This is a genomic window from Streptomyces sp. NPDC059256 (assembly GCF_042753785.1).
Classification (GTDB): domain Bacteria; phylum Actinomycetota; class Actinomycetes; order Streptomycetales; family Streptomycetaceae; genus Streptomyces.
In genome coordinates this window covers 1-19,286 of sequence record NZ_JBHYZO010000004.1, presented here as the reverse complement: position 1 = coordinate 19,286, position 19,286 = coordinate 1, and the positions used below count along the sequence as shown (strand labels likewise).

The 19,286-nt window shown below is 69.5% G+C and carries 18 protein-coding genes; 12 read left to right on the top strand and 6 right to left on the bottom strand.

Translation table 11 applies throughout. The annotated features are described in order from the left end of the window. Positions 1-331 precede the first annotated feature (331 nt). The 5 genes from ACFXJL_RS11540 to ACFXJL_RS11520 all read left to right on the top strand — a co-directional run bounded on the left by ACFXJL_RS11540 (position 332) and on the right by ACFXJL_RS11520 (position 7,075). The gene (locus tag ACFXJL_RS11540) at positions 332-1,549 is read left to right on the top strand and encodes a serine hydrolase domain-containing protein (protein ID WP_384691426.1); all 1,218 of its coding nucleotides are present in this window, start codon (positions 332-334) and stop codon (positions 1,547-1,549) included. Positions 1,550-1,742: 193 nt separating this feature from the next. Then, entirely contained in the window at positions 1,743-2,669 is a 927-nt protein-coding gene (gene mshD, locus ACFXJL_RS11535; protein WP_384691423.1) for a mycothiol synthase, read from the top strand. A 401-nt stretch (positions 2,670-3,070) separates the two neighbouring features. Beyond that, positions 3,071-5,302 (top strand): RNA degradosome polyphosphate kinase, encoded by a 2,232-nt coding sequence (locus ACFXJL_RS11530; RefSeq protein WP_358879564.1) that lies wholly within the window; start codon positions 3,071-3,073, stop codon positions 5,300-5,302. After that, entirely contained in the window at positions 5,271-6,554 is a 1,284-nt protein-coding gene (locus ACFXJL_RS11525) for a CHAD domain-containing protein (protein ID WP_384691420.1), read from the top strand. Before ACFXJL_RS11530 ends, ACFXJL_RS11525 begins: the two co-directional genes overlap by 32 nt. Before the next feature lie 92 nt (positions 6,555-6,646). Further along, entirely contained in the window at positions 6,647-7,075 is a 429-nt protein-coding gene (locus tag ACFXJL_RS11520; protein WP_384692091.1) for an NUDIX hydrolase, read from the top strand. Positions 7,076-7,087: 12 nt separating this feature from the next. Here ACFXJL_RS11520 and ACFXJL_RS11515 read toward each other — a convergent pair whose 3' ends face one another. Continuing rightward, a complete protein-coding gene (locus ACFXJL_RS11515) occupies positions 7,088-7,699 on the bottom strand; it encodes a TetR/AcrR family transcriptional regulator (protein WP_384691417.1) in 612 nt (203 codons plus the stop codon). Between the two features lie 7 nt (positions 7,700-7,706). Next, complete coding sequence (locus ACFXJL_RS11510) at positions 7,707-8,240, bottom strand: hypothetical protein (RefSeq protein WP_384691414.1); 534 nt, start codon at positions 8,238-8,240, stop codon at positions 7,707-7,709. 673 nt (positions 8,241-8,913) lie between these two features. Here ACFXJL_RS11510 and pstS point away from each other — a divergent pair. From pstS to pstB, 4 genes are all read left to right on the top strand, one after another. Beyond that, on the top strand, positions 8,914-10,047 hold the full coding sequence (pstS, locus tag ACFXJL_RS11505) for a phosphate ABC transporter substrate-binding protein PstS (protein ID WP_358879567.1): 1,134 nt from the start codon (positions 8,914-8,916) through the stop codon (positions 10,045-10,047). A gap of 283 nt (positions 10,048-10,330) precedes the next feature. After that, positions 10,331-11,335 (top strand): phosphate ABC transporter permease subunit PstC, encoded by a 1,005-nt coding sequence (gene pstC / locus ACFXJL_RS11500; RefSeq protein WP_358879568.1) that lies wholly within the window; start codon positions 10,331-10,333, stop codon positions 11,333-11,335. Continuing rightward, complete coding sequence (gene pstA / locus ACFXJL_RS11495; protein ID WP_358879569.1) at positions 11,332-12,408, top strand: phosphate ABC transporter permease PstA; 1,077 nt, start codon at positions 11,332-11,334, stop codon at positions 12,406-12,408. Before pstC ends, pstA begins: the two co-directional genes overlap by 4 nt. Before the next feature lie 26 nt (positions 12,409-12,434). Beyond that, positions 12,435-13,211, top strand: coding sequence for a phosphate ABC transporter ATP-binding protein PstB (gene pstB, locus ACFXJL_RS11490; RefSeq protein WP_329020826.1), 777 nt, complete (start codon positions 12,435-12,437; stop codon positions 13,209-13,211). 231 nt (positions 13,212-13,442) lie between these two features. Here pstB and ACFXJL_RS11485 read toward each other — a convergent pair whose 3' ends face one another. Together ACFXJL_RS11485 and ACFXJL_RS11480 are read right to left on the bottom strand one after the other, a co-directional pair. Beyond that, positions 13,443-14,441 (bottom strand): inorganic phosphate transporter, encoded by a 999-nt coding sequence (locus ACFXJL_RS11485; RefSeq protein WP_329020830.1) that lies wholly within the window; start codon positions 14,439-14,441, stop codon positions 13,443-13,445. Between the two features lie 5 nt (positions 14,442-14,446). Further along, positions 14,447-15,067 (bottom strand): DUF47 family protein, encoded by a 621-nt coding sequence (locus ACFXJL_RS11480; RefSeq protein ID WP_329020832.1) that lies wholly within the window; start codon positions 15,065-15,067, stop codon positions 14,447-14,449. A gap of 239 nt (positions 15,068-15,306) precedes the next feature. Here ACFXJL_RS11480 and ACFXJL_RS11475 point away from each other — a divergent pair, with 239 nt between their 5' ends. Next, positions 15,307-15,657 carry a metal-sensitive transcriptional regulator gene (locus tag ACFXJL_RS11475; protein ID WP_329027606.1) on the top strand — a complete coding sequence of 117 codons (351 nt, stop codon included), beginning with the start codon at positions 15,307-15,309 and terminating at the stop codon, positions 15,655-15,657. A gap of 116 nt (positions 15,658-15,773) precedes the next feature. Here ACFXJL_RS11475 and ACFXJL_RS11470 read toward each other — a convergent pair whose 3' ends face one another. Continuing rightward, the gene (locus tag ACFXJL_RS11470) at positions 15,774-15,944 is read right to left on the bottom strand and encodes a hypothetical protein (protein ID WP_358879591.1); all 171 of its coding nucleotides are present in this window, start codon (positions 15,942-15,944) and stop codon (positions 15,774-15,776) included. An 81-nt stretch (positions 15,945-16,025) separates the two neighbouring features. Then, entirely contained in the window at positions 16,026-17,015 is a 990-nt protein-coding gene (locus ACFXJL_RS11465) for a hypothetical protein (protein WP_384644531.1), read from the bottom strand. Between the two features lie 176 nt (positions 17,016-17,191). On the opposite strand from ACFXJL_RS11465, the gene ACFXJL_RS11460 reads away from it, so the two are divergent. Next, positions 17,192-17,446: a hypothetical protein gene (locus ACFXJL_RS11460; protein WP_384691408.1), complete on the top strand. Its 255-nt coding sequence runs from the start codon at positions 17,192-17,194 to the stop codon at positions 17,444-17,446. 177 nt (positions 17,447-17,623) lie between these two features. Further along, positions 17,624-19,195, top strand: a complete 1,572-nt coding sequence (locus ACFXJL_RS11455; protein WP_384691405.1) for an FAD-binding oxidoreductase — start codon at positions 17,624-17,626, stop codon at positions 19,193-19,195. Positions 19,196-19,286 lie beyond the last annotated feature (91 nt).

The following is a 19,286-nucleotide window of genomic DNA, read 5'->3' as shown; positions in this document are numbered from 1 at the left end:
CCATTTCCAGCCACCGAAAAGGGCCCGCCTTCCGCGCGTTCCCACCCCTCGACAAGACCGTTTCGAGTCGACGACCTGTCCTGGATATCCCCCAAGGGGGCGAAATCCAGACAACCGTACGACATGCATCAACCCATGCCCGTCTGTCCGCCGTCATTCTCCACAGTGTCGGCTGGGGTCGGCTGGGGTCGGCTGGTGTCGGTGGGATCGACGGGATCGGCTGGGCTCCGCCTGGGTTGACCGGGACGCCCGCGCAGCGGCCGGGCCCCGGTGCACCGACGCTCGTCACCCCCATCGCAACCCCCGTCAGGGGACGATCGAGGAGCAACGCATGACAGCACGACGGACGACGCGCACCGGCGTAGTGGGCCTGATCGCGGTTGCTCTGGCCGCCACCGCCTTCACGGCCCCGGTCCAGGCGTCGGAGTACAAGGCGCCCCCCAACACCAAGAGGCACACGGAGACCCAGCGCGCCATGGACGACCTGGTCGCCGCCGGTATACCCGGAATCGTCGCCGGCGCCAGGGACAAGCACGGCACCTGGCGGAGCACGTCAGGCATCGGCAACCTCAACACGGGCGCACCGCGCGGTGTGAACGACCGCTTCCGGGTCGCGAGCATCACCAAGACCTTCGTGGCCACCGTGCTGCTCCAGATGGAGGCCGAGGGCAGACTCGACCTCGACGACACGGTGGACCGACATCTGCCCGGAGTCGTCAGGGGCAATGGCAACGACGGCCGGAAGATCACCGTGCGTCAGCTGCTGAACCACACCAGCGGGCTGTTCGACTACCTCGGGGACGCCGCGTACCAGAAGAAGTACATGGAGGCCCCCGGCTTCCTCAAGCACCGCTACGACACGGTGACCCCGGACCTCGCCGTACGGACCGCCCTGTCCCACCGGCCCGAGTTCAAGCCCGGCACGCGCTTCAGCTACTCCAACACCAACTACGTCCTGTCGGCGCTGATCATCGAGGCCGTCGGCGGCAAGACGTACGAGGACGAGGTCCGAAAGCGCATCATCCGACCGCTCGGACTGCACGGCACGACCATGCCCGAGAACACCTCCCACGTACCCGGCCCGCACAGCAGGGCGTACTCCCTGCTCTCCAACGACCCGACCGCGACCAAGGTCTACGACGTCACCCTCCAGAACGCCTCGCAGTCCTGGGCGGACGGCGACATCATCTCCACCACGGCCGACCTCAACCGGTTCTACAGCGCCCTGATGCGCGGCAAGCTGCTGTCCAAGAAGCAGCTGAACGCGATGAAGACGACCGTCCGGGACTCCGACGACCCCCGTACCGGCTACGGCCTGGGCATCGCCACCTTCACCACCAGCTGCGGCATCAAGCTGTGGGGCCACAGCGGCGGCTGGCTTGGCTCCCTGTCGCACGCCCTGACCACGGAGGACGGCAGCCACACGCTCGCCTACAACCTGAACGGCGACTGGGGCTGGTCCTCCTACATCGAGGAGGGTGAGTTCTGCGGAGTCGGCGGGCCCGCGCAGGGCACCGCGAAGCTCGACCGCACAGCGCCCAGACGCTGATCCGTCGCGACGCTGATCCGCCGCGACGTCGTCCACCGGCCCCGACGAGCCGGTGGACGATCAACCCCGGGCGGTCCCGAGCCCAGTGCTCAGGCGCCCGCTCCGGGCTGCGTCCGCCTGCGGGCGAGGTCTCGCCGAGCCGCGTCCGCTCGTGGCTCGGCGGAGCCCACGGCAGCCGCCGTACCCTTTTTGCATGACGACTGACGCAGTGATCCCGGAGCCCGGCCGCCAGATCCACACCCATGACGAGCTGACCCAGGAACAGGCGGAGGCCGTATCCACCCTGCTCGCCGATGCCGCGGCCATCGACGGCACCCAGGCCGTCTCCGAACAGGGGCGACTCCAACTGCGCGGCGGCAGGCGCGAAGGAGTGACGCATCTGCTGCTGACCGTCGGCGGAGAACTGACGGGCTACGCACAACTGGAGGACACCGATCCCGTCGAAGCCCCCGCCGCCGAACTGGTCGTCCACCCCTCACGCCGTGGACGCGGCCACGGCAGGGCCCTCGGGAACGCGCTCCTCGCCGCATCCGGCAAACGACTCCGGGTGTGGGCGCACGGCGGCAAATCAGCCGCCCGACACCTGGCCCAGGTGCTGGGACTGACCCTCTTCCGTGAACTGCGGCAGATGCGTCGGCCCCTGACCGACCTGTCCGAGATCCCGGAGCCGATCTTCCCGCCCGGGGTCACCGTGCGCACCTTCGTCCCCGGGCAGGACGACGCCGCCTGGCTCGCCGTGAACGCCGCCGCCTTCGCCCACCACCCCGAGCAGGGCTCCCTCACCCAGCGCGACCTCGACGACCGTACGAGCGAGTCCTGGTTCGACCCGCAGGGCTTCTTCCTCGCCGAACGCGAAGGCCGGCTCATCGGCTTCCACTGGACGAAGGTCCACGCCGCCGAACAACTCGGCGAGGTGTACGTGGTCGGAGTACTGCCCGACGCCCAGGGCGGCGGCCTCGGCAAGGCCCTCACCGCGACGGGGCTGCGCCATCTCGCCGCGCAGCAACTGCCCACGGCGATGCTGTACGTCGACGCGGACAACAAGGCCGCGGTCCAGGTGTACGAGCGGCTCGGCTTCACCACGCACGAGGTGGACCTGATGTACCGCACGGAGTCCTGAGCCCTGCCACCCGCGAAACAGTGGCCCTACCCCACCGGGGTAGGGCCATATCTGTTCCGTTCGGCCCGGGGGTCCCGGCCGGGCCGAACGGGACCCCGGCAGGTCACCGGGCATCACCGTGTCCCCCGGCAGAGCGAACCCTCACACGGCGCCCGGGCCGCGTACCGCCGCCTTCAAGAGACCCATCACCCGCCGCCCAGGCCCCCACCAGGCACCTCGCCGGCCCCCACAGGCCACCCTGGCGTCACCCGGCATTCAGACTGCCCTGGGACCCTCACCCCATGCAGCACCCCGCGTCTGACTCCGTACGCTCTGTGCCGTCACCGCCGGCCGGGAGAATCCACCTCATCTCGGTCCGCTCCGACGCGCCTGTCGGGCCTTTCACGCGGAAGAATGGGTTCATGAGTCAGCAGCCTGCCGATGCCTCGGTCCAGCACCCCCAGCCGTCCGTCGGTTCGATAGCCGCCCACCGACCGCACACCGTCGCAGCCACGGTCTCCGATCTGGAGCCCGACCTCGATGCGGACCTCGACGGCTACGAAGAGGACGATCGCACCGGCTCCGGGGACGAACTGCCGCAAGGACGGTTCCTGGACCGGGAGCGAAGCTGGCTTGCCTTCAACGAACGCGTACTGGAACTGGCCGAGGACCCGGCGACCCCGCTACTCGAACGGGCTAACTTCCTCGCCATCTTCGCGTCGAACCTCGACGAGTTCTTCATGGTCCGGGTCGCCGGCCTCAAGCGCCGCATCGCCACCGGCGTCGCCACCCGCTCCGCATCCGGGCTCCAGCCCCGTGAGGTCCTCGACCTGATCTGGACCCGCTCCCGTGAACTCATGGCGCGGCACGCCGCCACCTTCCAGCAGGATGTCTCCCCCGCCCTGGCCGACGAGGGCATCCATCTGATCCGCTGGCCCGATCTGACCGAGAAGGAGCAGGCCCGCCTCTTCACTCTCTTCCGGCACCAGATCTTCCCGGTGCTGACCCCGCTGGCGGTGGACCCGGCGCACCCGTTCCCGTACATCTCCGGGCTCTCCCTCAACCTCGCCGTCGTCGTCCGCAACCCGGTCAGCGGACACCGGCACTTCGCCCGGGTGAAGGTGCCGCCGCTGCTCTCCCGCTTCCTGGAGGCGTCCCCGCAGCGGTACGTGCCGCTGGAGGACGTCATCGCGGCCCATCTGGAGGAGCTGTTCCCGGGCATGGAGGTGCTGGCGCACCACATGTTCAGGGTCACCAGGAACGAGGACCTGGAGGTCGAGGAGGACGACGCCGAGAACCTGCTCCAGGCCCTGGAGAAGGAACTGATGCGGAGGCGCTTCGGCCCTCCGGTGCGGCTTGAGGTCGAGGAGTCCATCGACCCCTACGTCCTGGACCTGCTGGTCCGTGAGCTCAAGATCACCGACGCCGAGGTCTATCCGCTGCCCGGCCCGCTCGACCTGACCGGACTGTTCGGCATCGCCGCCCAGGACCGGCCCGAGTTGAAGTACCAGAAGTTCATCGCGGGCACCCACCGGGACCTGGCCGAGGTCGAGTCCTCCTCCGCGCCGGACATATTCATGGCACTGCGCGAACGGGACGTGCTGCTGCACCACCCGTACGACAGCTTCTCCACCTCCGTACAGGCATTCCTCGAACAGGCCGCGGCGGACCCCGACGTACTGGCCATCAAGCAGACCCTCTACCGGACCTCCGGCGACTCCCCCATAGTCGACGCCCTCATCGACGCGGCCGAATCCGGCAAGCAGGTCCTCGTCCTCGTCGAGATCAAGGCCCGCTTCGACGAGCAGGCCAACATCAAGTGGGCACGCAAGCTGGAGGAGTCGGGCTGCCACGTCGTCTACGGACTCGTCGGTCTCAAGACCCACTGCAAGCTCTCGCTCGTGGTGCGCCAGGAGGGCGACACCCTGCGGCGCTACTCCCACGTCGGCACCGGCAACTACCACCCCAAGACCGCACGGCTGTACGAGGACCTGGGGCTGCTGACGGCCGACCCGCAGGTCGGCGCCGACCTGTCCGACCTGTTCAACCGGCTCTCCGGCTACTCCCGCCGCGAGACCTACCGCCGACTGCTGGTCGCCCCCAAGTCCCTGCGCGACGGACTGGTCTCACGGATAAACAAGGAGGCCGCGCACCACCGCGCCGGCCGGCCCGCCTATGTCCGCATCAAGGTCAACTCGATGGTGGACGAGGCCATCATCGACGCCTGCTACCGGGCATCCATGGCCGGCGTCCCGGTGGACATATGGGTACGCGGGATCTGCGCCATCCGACCCGGGGTCGCGGGGCTCTCCGAGAACATCCGGGTGCGGTCCGTCCTGGGCCGCTTCCTGGAGCACTCCCGTCTCTTCGCCTTCGGCAACGGCGGAGAGCCCGAAGTGTGGCTCGGCAGCGCCGACATGATGCACCGCAACCTCGACCGACGGATCGAAGCACTGGTACGGGTCACCGACCCGGCCCACCGTGCGGCCCTGACCCGCTTCATGGAGAGCGGCATGTCCGACTCCGTCTCGTCCTGGCACCTGGGCCCCGACGGGGCATGGACCAGGCACTCCACGGACGCGGAAGGACAGCCGTTGAAGCATGTCCAAGAGATGTTGATCGATGCGCGGAGGCGCAGGCGTGCCAAGAACTGAATCGACCCCGGCCCCCCGACCCGCGCCCGTGGACCGTGCGTCCACGGACCGGGAGGCTCCGGGGGGCCACCTCCTCGCCGCGTATCTCCACGAGCGGGCGGGGGACTTCCTGCGCGGGCTGCGCCTGTACGGGGAGCGCGGGAGCGAAGCCGCGGGTGCGGCGGGAAGTACACGGGCCGCGCTGTCACTGCGGACGGCGGCCCGCCGCATCGGCGGCACTCTGCACACCTTCCGCCCGCTCCTGGACGTGGAGTGGGCGGACGGACTGCGTACGGAACTGGCCTGGATCTCCGGCACGCTGGCGCAGGAACACGCCTGTACGGCACGGCTGGAGCGGCTGCACTCCGCGCTGGGCCGACTGTCGGGCACCGGCCCGCCGACCCGCGCGCACTCGCCCGTACAGCATCCCGTACACCATGCAGACCTCACGGACCTCACAGTTCACCCTGACCGCACAGTTCACCCGGCCCGCACGGACAGCACAGACAGCACGGACCACGTGGACCCGACGGATACCGTGCCCGCTCCACGCGGCCAGGCACAACGAGCCGTCGGCACGGGGACGCTGGCGGTGGGCGCCGCCCGGGCCGCGGCACTCTTGGAGCGTCAACTGACCCTCGCCCGGACCCGGGCGCACTCGAACACCCTCCAGGCCCTGGGATCGGCCCGGCTGCACGCGGTGGCCGACGCGGTGGCGCTGCTCGCCTCGGAACTCCCGCTGGGCCCCGCCGCCAGGACCCACCGCAACGGCAGCCCGGGCCTGTTGACCGGACCCGGCTCCCTCGAAGTGCTGGAAGGGATGGCACAGGTGGCCGAGGAGCGGTTGGGGCAGGCGGTCGCGCTGCTGCCGCTGGCCCGGGCCGGCCACCCGTACAACGCGGACGCCCTCGTCAACGATCTGGCCGCGGCATCCGCCGAGGACGCCCAGGACGCCCCCTGGCACCAGGTCCGGGTCCTGCTGAGGCTGCACCGGTACGCGGCGGAGGTGCTGGCGCCGGCGAACGGCGATGTGCCGACCGCTCGGGGACTCCCCCAGCCACTGCATCGGGCCGGTCTGTTGCTGGACCTGCACCGCGATGCGGCCGAGGCAGCCGGGGCCGCAGCCGCGGCGGCCCGCACCCCGCGCATCGCGCCGGCCACCGCCTATGCCCTCGGGGTGCTCCACGCGGACCAGCGACATGAGGTGGAGGCGGCCCGGTTCGCCTTCCACGAGGTGTGGCAGAAGTGCTGCCCGGCGGAGGTGGGCCGATGACCGACGAAGAGATCGGGAACGGACGGGAAGAGATCGGGAGTGGGCGGATCGAGGGCGGGAGTGGGCGGGTCGAGGGCGGGCCGGCCGGGGAGATGGCGCCGGACGCACCCGCGCCGGTGCTGGCGGCTGGATGTGTGCTCTGGCGGCACCGGGCAGGCGGTCCGTCGGACCGGGCGACCTTGGAGGTCTGTCTGGTGCACCGCCCCAAATACGATGACTGGTCGCATCCCAAGGGAAAGCTCAAGCGCGGTGAGGACGCGCTCGCCGGCGCACTGCGCGAGGTCAAGGAGGAGACCGGGTGCGACTGCGCGCCCGGGATCGAACTGCCCACGGCCCACTATCTCGTCGACGGCCACCCCAAGGAGGTCCGCTACTGGGCCGCAGAGGCACGCGGGGGCGCGTTCGCGGCGAACAGCGAGGTCGACCGCCTCGCCTGGCTCACTCCGGACGCGGCGCGTGCCCGGCTCACCCAGGAACGGGATCGCGAAGTGCTGGACGCCCTGCTGGCGGACCTGCCCTGACAGACCGGTGAACTAGGCAGTGTCCGACAAGCCGGGCGGCGGCGCGCCCCAGAGCCGGGCGAGCAAGATGGTGAGCGCTTGTGTCACCGACTGCTCGGAGGCTTCGGGGTGATTGAGCGCCCAGCGGTCGAGCACGTCGAAGATCCCGCGGGTGGCGGTGGCGACCAGGACGGCGTCCGGCCCGGGATCGATCACCCCGATCCGCAGACCGTTGGCGACCAACTGGCCGATCCAGTCGTCACCGCCCCCTTCCTCGCCCTGGCCCCCGCCGACGCGCTGCTGTTCGGCGAGGACGGCCCTGTCGTCGGGGTGCTCGCGCAGTTGGGCCCGCAGCCGCCGGGCTCCGGCCGCCAACTGCTCCCACAACTCGCCCGCCGCATCGACCTCCGTCCAGGGGCCGAGCGCGCCGAGCGTCCGCCGCGCGGCATCCGCGACGACCTCCCCGAACAGATCGTCCTTGCCGTCGAAGTAGTGGTAGGCGGACGTCTTGGAGATGTTGGCCTCGGCGATGATCTGGTTGAACGAGGCCGCTTCCTTGCCGGCCCGGGCGAAGTGGGCGCGGGCGACGCCGAGGATGGCGGCCCGGGTGTCGGCCGGGAGCCGGTGGTAGCGAGGCAGGGGCATGGGTTCCCTAGGAGTGGTGGGCGAGCGGGGCGAGCGACCGCGGACGGGCGAGCCGCCGATTGAACCGGACCGTCATGATCCAGTGTGCCGCCCAGAGGACGATGGCGACCGCACCCCCCAGATACCCGGCCACTCCCGGGAAGAGGGAGAGGATCTGCGCCGCGCACCAGCCGTATCCGACGGCCGCCCAGCGCCGGACCGCCCGGGGCGGGGTGGTGGGATCGGCGGCCAGTGAGGCGGCGATGTTGCGGACGATGAAGAAGTCCTCGGTGAAGTTGTAGGGGATGGCGAACATCCACCACACGGATGCCGGCGCCGCTGCCCTTGCCGTCGGGGGCAGCAGGGCCAGGGTCCGTTGCAGGGACCGGCAGTAGAGGGCCACGAGGCCGAAGAAGACCGCGATGGTCAGCAGCGCCCCCAGCGGCCCCTGGTTCTCGATCTCACCGAGGATGCCGCGCCCCCAGCCGGGAGCCCAGAAGGGATACGTCAGCAGGACCGTGACCAGGGCGGTGCCCACGACCTTCAGAATGATGGTACGCATAATCAGAGCGTACTACCAGTACACCCCATCGGTTCACGCCCGATCGAGTGATCACCCACCCGAGTGTTTCCGGCGCTTCGCCGGCGTGCGCGCGCTACTTTGCGTAAAGGGCCCGACCGCAGGCGCACACCCTTCGCGCCCGGGACGGGGACCGGTCCTGCTGGCGCGTACCGCAGGCGGCACACCACCGGGGGAAGGGCGTCAGGGGAAGGTGACCAGGGTGGGGCAACAGGCAGATGGAGCAATCGCCCGCGCCTCGGCGACGGGTTCCCTCTGCTCCGGGCAGCCCGGAGCAGATACCGCACCCCGCCGAGACAACGGACGGGTGCGCACCGCGATACCGCCCGTTCGAGCGGACCGCGCACCGCTCGACCGCTGACCCCCGCGCCGTCGAACACCCGCTCAACATCCCTGGTCGCAGCAGGTGTACGGCTGCTCCCGGACCACCCGCACCACACCGGAAGCGGGATCGGGAACCCGAGCACCCAGCCGCCCGACACGGTTCACCTCCTGTTCACTCACCCCCATGGGCGGCTTCATCTGATCTGCCTAATTTCGGTCTTACGCGGTATCCGGCAAACAGGCCGGCGCATTCGCACCCCCGACATACGCCGCCAGGCGGACACCCGGCCCCGGTCGGCACCCCGGCGGACTCTGGAAGGAACACCCGAAAGTGAAGCTTCAGCGCAAGAACGGGCTTCGCGCCACGGCGCTCGGCGCCCTCGCCGTCTCCGGCGCCCTGGTGCTCACCGCGTGTGGTTCGGACGACAACTCCGGCAGCACGGGCGGTAACAGCGGCCAGACCAGCGCGGCGTCGAACATCGCTTGCGACGGCGCCCAGGGCAAGCTCCTCGCCTCCGGTTCCAGCGCGCAGAAGAACGCCATGGACCTCTGGGTCAAGAACTACATGGCGGCCTGCTCGGGCGTGGAGATCAACTACAAGTCCTCTTCGTCCGGTGAGGGCATCGTCGCCTTCAACCAGGGCACGGTCGGCTTCGCCGGCTCCGACTCGGCCCTGAAGCCGGAGGAGGTCGCCGAGTCCAAGAAGACGTGCCAGAGCGGCCAGGGCATCAACCTGCCGATGGTCGGCGGACCCGTCGCCCTCGGCTACAACCTCTCCGGCGTCGACGATCTGACCCTGGACGCCCCCACGATCGCCAAGATCTTCAACGGCAAGATCAAGAAGTGGAACGACCCGGCCATCGCCAAGCTGAATGACGGCGCGTCCCTCCCGGACAAGGCGATCCAGGCGTTCCACCGCTCCGAGGACTCCGGCACCACCCAGAACCTGGGCAAGTACCTCGGCGCCACAGCCGCGAGCGACTGGCCGTACGAGGCCGAGAAGAAGTGGCCCGCACCCGGCGGCCAGGCCGCCTCCGGCTCCTCCGGCGTCGCAGCACAGGTGAAGCAGGTCGACGGCGCGATCGGCTACTTCGAGCTGTCGTACGCCACCTCGCAGTCGATCCCCACCGTCCAGATCGACACCGGTGCCGCCGCCCCCGTCCAGGCCACCTCCGCGAACGCCTCCAAGGCGATCGCCGCCGCCAAGATCAAGGGCACGGGCAAGGACCTCGCCCTGGAGCTTGACTACGCCACCAAGGCCGACGGCGCCTACCCCATCGTCCTGGTGACCTACGAGGTCGTCTGCGACACCGGCAACAAGCCCGAGACGCTCGGCACGGTCAAGTCCTTCCTCAGCTACGCGGCGAGCGACGAGGGCCAGCAGGTCCTGTCCGGCGCCGGGTACGCCCCGATCCCCGCCGAGATCAACGCCAAGGTGCGCGAGACCGTGGCGGGCCTGAAGTAGTCACGGCCCGGCTCCGTCCCGACCGGTGGCAGCGACCACCGGTCGGGCGGATCCCCCCGAGCCCGGCCTGAACCGGAACCCGGCCCGAAACCGGAACCCGACCCGGAACCAGAACCCGACCCGAAACCGGTCGAACAGACCGGCCGAACGGACCAGCCGAACAGACCGGCCGGAACCAGCACCCCGCCAGAACCCGAGAAGCCCCGCCCACCCAACCCATCCGGTGCACCGCCGCCAGGGGAGCCCCCCACCGGGCGACTCCCCCACACAGACCGGAAAGACCATGGCATCGACGACACCCATAGACACACCCCCACCCCCTCTCGCCCCGATCGCCCCCCTCGACGCGAAGAACGGCTCCACCGGGCGGGCGGGCGACAAGATCTTCCTGGGCCTCTCCCGCGGCTCGGGCATCCTTCTGCTGCTCGTCATGGCGTCGATCGCCGCGTTCCTCACCTACCGCGCGGCCATCGCCATCTCGAAGGACGAGGGCAACTTCCTCACCACCTTCGACTGGAACCCGGCCGGGAACCCGCCCGTGTTCGGCATCGCGGTCCTCCTCTTCGGCACGGTCGTCAGCTCACTGATCGCGATGATGATCGCCGTCCCGATCGCAGTGGGCATCGCCCTGTTCATCTCCCACTACGCGCCCCGCCGGCTCGCCGGCCCGCTGTCGTACGTGGTCGATCTGCTGGCCGCCGTGCCGTCGATCATCTACGGCATCTGGGGCGCCCTGTTCCTCGTGCCTTACCTCGAAGGGCTCAACCTCTGGCTGGACGACTTCTTCGGCTGGACGTACCTCTTCGAGAAGACCGAGGTCGGGGTCGCCCGTTCGCTGTTCACCGTGGGCATCCTGCTCGCGATCATGATCCTGCCGATCGTGACCAGCGTCAGCCGGGAGGTCTTCCTCCAGGTCCCGAAGATGAACGAGGAGGCCGCGCTCGCGCTCGGTGCGACCCGCTGGGAAGTCATCCGGATGTCGGTCCTCCCCTTCGGCCGCTCCGGTGTCATCTCCGCCTCGATGCTGGGACTGGGCCGCGCGCTCGGCGAAACGATGGCGGTGGCGACCGTCCTCTCGCCGAGCTTCGTGATCTCGCTCCATCTGCTCAACCCGGGCGGCGGCACCTTCGCCCAGAACATCGCGGCGAAGTTCGACGAGGCCAATGAACTCGGACGGGACGCACTGATCGCATCCGGTCTGGTGCTGTTCGTCCTGACCCTGCTGGTCAACGGCGCGGCGCGGCTGATCATCGCCCGCCGCAAGGAGTATTCGGGGGCCAACGCATGAGCCACACCGCAGTGCAGGACCGGCCCACCAGCCCCACCCCACCCAGCCCGGACAGCCTCAACGGCCAGAAGCTCCCCCGTTGGGCACCGCTCGGATTCGCCGTCGTCGCCACCGCCCTGGGCTGTGGTCTCGGCGCACTCGCGGGCTGGCAGAGCAAGATCCAGTGGGGGATGGTCTCCGCCCTCCTCTTCCTGACCCTCTCCTACGTGGCGACCTCCCTGGTGGAAAACCGCCGCCAGGCCAAGGACCGACTGGCCACCAGCGTCGTCTGGGTCTGCTTCATCCTGGCCGTCGTCCCGCTGTTCTCGCTGATCTGGGTGACCGTCAGCCGTGGCGTCAAGGTCCTCGACGGCTACTTCCTCACCCACTCCATGGCGGGCGTCCCCGGCTTCGAAGCGGGCGGCGGCGTCTACCACGCCATCGTCGGCACCCTCCAACAGGTCGGGCTCGCCACCCTGGTGTCCGTACCGATCGGACTCCTGACCGCCGTCTACCTCGTCGAGTACGGCGGCGGGGCACTGGCGAAGGCCGTCACCTTCTTCGTCGACGTGATGACCGGCATCCCCTCCATCGTGGCGGGCCTCTTCCTCCTCTCGGTCATGCTGATGTTCGAACTCAGCCCGTCGGGGCTGATGGGCGCGCTGGCACTGGCGATCCTGATGCTGCCCGTCGTGGTGCGCTCCACGGAAGAGATGCTCAAGCTCGTGCCGAACGAGCTGCGTGAGGCGGCGCTGGCGCTGGGCGTGCCCAAGTGGCGGACGATCCTGAAGGTCGTCATCCCGACCGCCCTCGGCGGCATCACGACGGGCGTGATGCTCGCGATCGCCCGGATCGCCGGCGAGACCGCCCCGATCATGCTGCTGGTCTTCGGCAGCCAGCTGATCAACACCAATCCGTTCGAAGGTGCGCAGTCGTCGCTTCCGTTCTACATCTGGGAGCAGTACCGGGTCGGCAGCGAGGCGTCGTACGACCGCGCCTGGGCCGCCGCACTGGTCCTGATCGCCTTCGTCATGATCCTCAACCTGGTGGCCCGCGGCATCGCCCGCTGGAAGGCACCGAAGACCGGCCGCTGAGCGGCCCACGGGAAGTGAACACAAAGATGGCCAAGCGAATCGACGTCAGCGGACTGACCGCCTACTACGGCTCCCACAAGGCGATCGAGGACATCTCGATGACCGTGGAGCCCCGCTCGGTGACGGCGTTCATCGGCCCGTCCGGCTGCGGCAAGTCCACCTTCTTGCGCACCCTGAACCGCATGCACGAGGTCACCCCCGGCGGACGTGTCGAGGGCAAGGTGCTCCTGGACGACGAGAACCTGTACGGGGCCCAGGTGGACCCGGTCGCCGTGCGCCGCACGGTCGGCATGGTCTTCCAACGGCCCAACCCCTTCCCCACCATGTCGATCTTCGACAATGTGGCAGCGGGTCTACGGCTGAACGGCTCCGTCAAGAAGGGCCAGCTCCCCGACGTCGTCGAGAAGTCGCTGCGGGGCGCGAACCTCTGGAACGAGGTCAAGGACCGCCTCCACAAGCCCGGCTCGGGCCTCTCGGGCGGCCAGCAGCAGCGGCTGTGCATCGCCCGCGCGATCGCGGTCGAACCCCAGGTGCTGCTGATGGACGAGCCCTGCTCGGCGCTCGACCCCATCTCCACCCTGGCGATCGAGGATCTGATCGGCGAGCTGAAGGAGCGCTTCACGATCGTGATCGTGACGCACAACATGCAGCAGGCGGCACGGGTCTCGGACCGGACGGCGTTCTTCAACCTGTCGGCGGTGGGCCAGCCGGGGAGGCTCATCGAAATAGACGAAACCGAGCGGATCTTCGCCAACCCCTCGGTCCAGGCCACGGAGGACTACATCTCGGGCCGCTTCGGCTGAGCCCGCCCCACCAGTCCGTCTCGCGGTGCTGCCTGGCGGTGCCACCGCAAGACACGGGCCCGCCCCACTCCCCGGGGCGGGCCCATCCGCGTCCCCAGGCACTGCGTCTGCATCGGCTGACCACCCGTACGATCACCGTCCAGCGAGGGCCGCCGAGGACATCCAGCCGAAGGCCCTACTCACAGCTACGGCTCCCGGCCCCTCGCTCCTCGACAGCCCGGACCAGCCGGCTCAGCCGAAGACGAGGTAGACGACCCCGTAGCTCATCGCCGCCACCGCGGCTGCCGCGGGCATGGTGATGAACCACCCCATGACGATGTTCTTGGCGACCCCCCAGCGGACCGCGTTCACCCGCTTCGTGGCCCCCACGCCCATGATCGCCGAGGTGATCACATGGGTCGTCGAGATGGGGGCGTGGAACAGGAACGCGGAGCCGAACATGATCGACGCGCCCGTCGTCTCCGCCGCGAAGCCCTGTGGCGGGTCCAGTTCGATGATCTTGCGGCCGAGGGTGCGCATGATGCGCCAGCCGCCCGCGTACGTCCCGAGTGAGAGCATCACCGCACACGCGATCTTCACCCAGACCGGGATCGCGTCGCCCTGGTCCTCCACGTCCGCGATGACCAGGGCCATCACGACGATGCCCATGGTCTTCTGCGCGTCCTGGAGGCCGTGGCCCAGGGCCATCGCCGCCGCCGAGACCGTCTGGGCGATGCGGAAACCGCGCTTGGCCTTGTGCGGATTGGACTTCCGGAAGATCCACATGATCGCGACCATCACCAGATAGCCGGCGACCAGGCCGACGACGGGCGAGATGAACATGGGGATGACGACCTTCTCCAGCACCCCCGACCAGATCACCTCCGTACCGCCGGCGAGCGCCGCGCCCACCATGCCGCCGAACAAGGCGTGCGAGGACGAGGACGGCAGACCGAAGTACCAGGTCACCAGGTTCCAGACGATCGCCCCGATCAGTGCGGCGAAGAGGATCCCCATCCCCTTGCTGCCCTGCGGGGTGGCGATCAGGCCCTCGCTGACGGTCTTGGCGACGCCCTGCCCGAGGAACGCGCCCACCAGGTTCATCACCGCCGCCATCGCCAGCGCGGCGCGCGGTGTCAGGGCCCTGGTGGAGACGGAGGTGGCGATCGCGTTCGCCGAGTCGTGGAAGCCGTTGGTGTACGTGAATCCGAGCGCGACACCAATGGTCACGATCAGAGCGAAGGTGTCCACGAGGTTCAGGACTCCTTGACCGCGATGGTCTCCACGGTGTTCGCCACGTGCTCGAAGGCGTCGGCCGCCTCTTCCAGCACATCCACGATCTGCTTGAGCTTCAGCACCTCCATCGCGTCGTACTTGCCGTTGAAGAGCTGGGCCAGGAGCTTGCGGTGGATCTGGTCGGCCTGGTTCTCCAGCCGGTTGACCTCGATCCAGTACTCGGTGAGGTTCTCCATGGTCCGCAGGTGCGGCATCGCCTCGGCGGTCAACTCAGCCGCACGCGCCAGCACCTCGATCTGCTGCTCGACACCCTTGGGCAGCTCCTGCACCTGGTACAGCACCACCAGGTCGACGGCCTCCTCCATGAAGTCCATGATGTCGTCGAGGGAGGATGCGAGGTTGTAGATGTCCTCGCGGTCGAAGGGCGTGATGAACGAGGAGTTCAGCTGGTGGAAAATGGCATGGGTGGCGTCGTCGCCCGCGTGCTCCGCCGCCCTCATCCGTTCCGCGATCTCGGCCCGGGAAGATGCATCGGCCCCGAGCAGTTCCATGAGGAGCTTGGAGCCCGTGACGATGTTGTCCGCCGACGCGGCGAACATGTCGTAGAAGCTCGTCTCCCTGGGGGTCAGACGAAAGCGCACGTGGGGTCCTCGGGGTGCTGTGGATTCGGACAGGCTGATGCTAGGCGCATTCTTCCGGCCACGGCCAACCATCGTTCTTCAGTGTCGCCCATGGGGCACAGTGAGCATCATGGGCCCCGACCTCCCGCTCGGAGATTGGGTACCATATACCCATGAGGGGTATAGCACCCCTCACAAGCCAGCACCATTCGGATATGCATGGCGCGGATCAGTACGGCCAGGACCAACGGGAGGACCCGATGACGACCACCGAGGCGGCCGGCCCCCCGGTCACCGAAGCCACCCCTCTCACCGACCACGACAGGGGCGTGCACGGCTACCACCACCAGAAGGACGAGCACCTCAAGCGGCTGCGCCGGATCGAGGGCCAGGTCCGCGGCCTGCAGCGGATGGTCGACGAGGACGTCTACTGCATCGACATACTGACCCAGGTCTCCGCCTCCACCAAGGCGCTCCAGTCCTTCGCCCTCCAACTACTGGAGGAGCACCTGCGCCACTGTGTCGCCGACGCGGCGGTCAAGGGCGGCACCGAAGTGGACGCCAAGGTCGAAGAAGCCACCAAGGCCATCGCCCGGCTGCTGCGCACCTGAGGGCCTTCGAACAACTCAGCACCCCTGCCGACCGGGCCAGCGCTCCGCCTCCACCTGCTCGCGCGCCCCACAGGCGTACGGGTCGGGGCGCAGCATCGCCCCGACCCCGCCCGCGATCACCCCTGGTGGGGCGAGCGCTCGGTCACTACCTTGAGTACCTCGTCGATGCGGTCCGAACTGAGCCGCTCCCCATCAGCGGCCGAAGCAGCGATGATCAACTCGCCGCACAGTTCGATCTCGGCGAGGGCCACGTAGTCCTGGACCAATGTCGTACTGGGCGGAGCCACGTGCATTCACCTCTTCCTGCCGGTACCGGCTTCCTAGCGTAGGGAGTGATGCACGCGCCGCGCATGGCACGTCCGGACCATTTAGCCCCTGATCCTCCCGGCATAAATGTCACGTTCAGCTGGCAGTCGCACGGCCACCGGCAACCCGAAGCCGTCGAGCACCGTGATCGAGGTGACGGTGACCGTGCCGTCCCCGTTGGCGAAGGTGAAGCGGTGCCGCACCTTGCGCATGCGTCCCTCGTCGTCCAGGTAGACGTCAAAAGCGACTCGGTCCCTGGCGAACCCTTTCGCCGCAGCCGCCAGCGCCGGACGCGCGGCGGGCCGCGCCACCCGGGCCGCCCGCGAGAGGTCGGTGCTGCCGCGGAAATGTCGTACCGCCCCACCTTCGAAGACCTTCTCCCCCAGGTAGACCACATCGCCGGCACCCCTCAGCAACTCGGCCGCGGTCAGCGGATCGGTCGCCCCTCCGGTCACCAGATTGCCGTCCGCCAGGGTGGATGTGTCGATGCGCACCCACTTGTCGGCGGGCACCCCGGCACCCCGGTTCTTCATGTAGAGCGCCCCCGGCGCCAACAACTCGACCACCGGACGGTGTTCCTCGGCACCCGCGAGGTCCTCCGGGAGCGTGACCGTCAGCCGCCCCATCCCACGGGCGAAGTCGTACCTCCCCTCGCCGTGGAGGGTCACCCGAGTCCCCCCGGTCGCCGTCTCCATGGAAGTGCGCGCCCGAGCGCTCCGTGCCGCCAGCAGCGCATCGGCGGCGGACCTCACCGCATCCGCCGCGGCGATCCCGGGCCCCCGATCCGATACGGCACCCGATGGCCCATCGCCGTCGCCGGGTGCGGTGGCGCTCGGGCCCCCGCGCTCGGCGGGTGTCCCTGAGCGGTCCGGCTGTGCCTGGCCGCCGCCGAGGTGGCCCTGCGCGTTCGCCAGGCCCGGATCGCGATCCGCGCTGCTCCCATCGCTGCCGACGCCCTCGTTGACCGCGCAGCCACCGGTCGCGGTCACCACTGCGAGTACGGCGGCGACCGCGACCACCCCGCCGCTCCGCCCGTGCTGTCGCACCACCATCGCTGCCAACCCCCAACAACCGGAACCGCTGCTTCTACTGCTTGAGGCCCCTGGAGGGCGTTCGGGCGAGACCACAGCCCGTCCCGCCTAACGAGTGCCGGGGTCCGCCGTCACGCGAGGACCGCCGCCGAAGCGCCCCCATCACCGTGGTGACGTGCCCCCAGTACCGTGGTGACGTGCCCCAGCAAGACCACCCCGGCAACGGGCAGACGACCACCGTCGAGCGCGGTTCCTTCGCCCTGGCCCACTGCGTCTGCGGTTGGACGGGTCCCGCCCGCCGCTCGCGCGACCGCGCCCGTACGGACGCCCGGGAGCACGGCTGCGCCTCCCCCGCCGTACCCCGCCCCACGCCAGCACCAGCACCAGCACCAGCACCAGCACCAGCAGGATCGACACCGACACCGGCGGACCAGAGCGTGCCGAGCGCCTGAAGACCCGATCCGTGCCATCGCCACACCGAGCGGCTCCGAGCCGCGCCGGGCCGCACCGGTCAGCCCCGGGCCGTGAAATCCCGATCCCCCGCAACCCGATCCCCACAACCCGGTGACATCGGGCCCGCCGACCGGAACACTCTGCCCCGACGGCAGACCACGCCCGGGGGAGGTCGGATGGACCGGCGCGCACTGCTCACCACCGCGGTCGCCCTGGCCTCGACAGCGGCCTGCGGTCGAGGAGACACCGATCCGACCCCTTCCCCCTCGGTCGACCGCCCGACCACACCTGGCAGCCCGTCGGCCCGCACGTCCGCCCCCACCGCCACGCGCGCTCCACGGAACTGGCGTTCCCTGGCCGCCGGTCTCGACGGCCGACTGATATCCCCGGACGACGCCGACTACCGCAGCGCACGTCGACTCTTCAACACCCGGTTCGACGACCAGCGCCCTGCCGCCGTCGTCTACGTCAGCGGCGAAGCCGACATCCAGGAGTGCCTGGCCTTCGCCAGGGCCCATCGCGTCCCCGTCTCCATCCGCAGCGGCGGCCACTCCTACGCGGGCTGGTCCTCCGGAAACGGCCGCCTCGTCATCGATGTGTCGACCCTGAACCGTGTCACCCCCGACGGCCCCATCGGCGCCGGCGCCCAGCTCATCGACGTCTACCGAACACTGGGCGCAGCCGGTCGCACCCTCCCGGCAGGCTCCTGCCCCTCCGTCGGCATCTCCGGTCTCACCCTCGGCGGTGGACATGGCGTCGCGTCAAGGGCGTACGGGCTGACCTGCGACAACCTCACGGCAGCAACCATCGTGACCGCCGACGGCACCGTGCGGACCGCCAGCGCCGAACGCGAGAAGGACCTCTTCTGGGCGCTGCGCGGCGCGGGCAACGGCACGTTCGGCGTGGTGACCTCCCTGGAGTTCCGCACCCACCCCGCCCCACCGGTCGTCCTCGGCCGCCTCCAATGGCCCTGGGCGAAGGCGGCTGCCGTCCTCACGGCCTGGCAGCGCTGGGGCCCGGACCAAGGGGACGAGATCTGGTCGGCCGCTCTCCTGGCAGCGGACCCCGGCGGCGGCAGCCCGAACTGCGCGATCAACCTGTTCTCGCTCGCCACGGAAGGCGACACCCAGAACGCCGTGGACCGGCTCGTGGACGCGGTGGGCTCCCCGGCCGACTCCGACTCCCTGCGATCGCGCGACTACCTCGACGCCATGCTCGACTACGCGGGCTGCTCCTCCCTCACCGCCGACGAGTGCCGACTACCGGGCTCGGTGCCCGGCCGCAGCAGCGAGGGCGCTCTGTACCGCGCCACCTACACGGCCGCGTCCGACTTCTTCCACCGCGAGATCCCAGCGGCGGGCATCCGCTCGCTGCTCAACGCGGCGGAGGCGTTCACCCGGCTTCCGGACGGACAGAGCAAGGGCTCCGTCTCACTGACCGCGCTCGGCGGCGCCATCAACCGGATACAGCCGCTGGCGACTGCCTTCGTACACCGCCGCTCCCGGGTACTGGCGCAGTACAACGCCTCCTGGCGGGCGGGCACCTCCGGCCGGGCCGAACGGTCCTGGCTGCAACGGACGCACGGGGCGATGCGCGGCCATGCGTCAGGGGCCGCCTACCAGAACTACACCGATCCCCTGCTGACGGACTGGCGGCGGGCCTACTACGGTCCGGCGACGGGACGGCTCACGGAGCTGAAGCGGCGGTATGACCCCGACCGTCTGCTGGACTTCCCGCACGCCTTCTAAAGGGTGTTGCAGAAGGCTCTGTTCTGGGCATTTTGCCTGTATGGGTGGGGTGTTGCGGGCTGAGCCGGTGTGGGTGGAGACGTTCACGGGC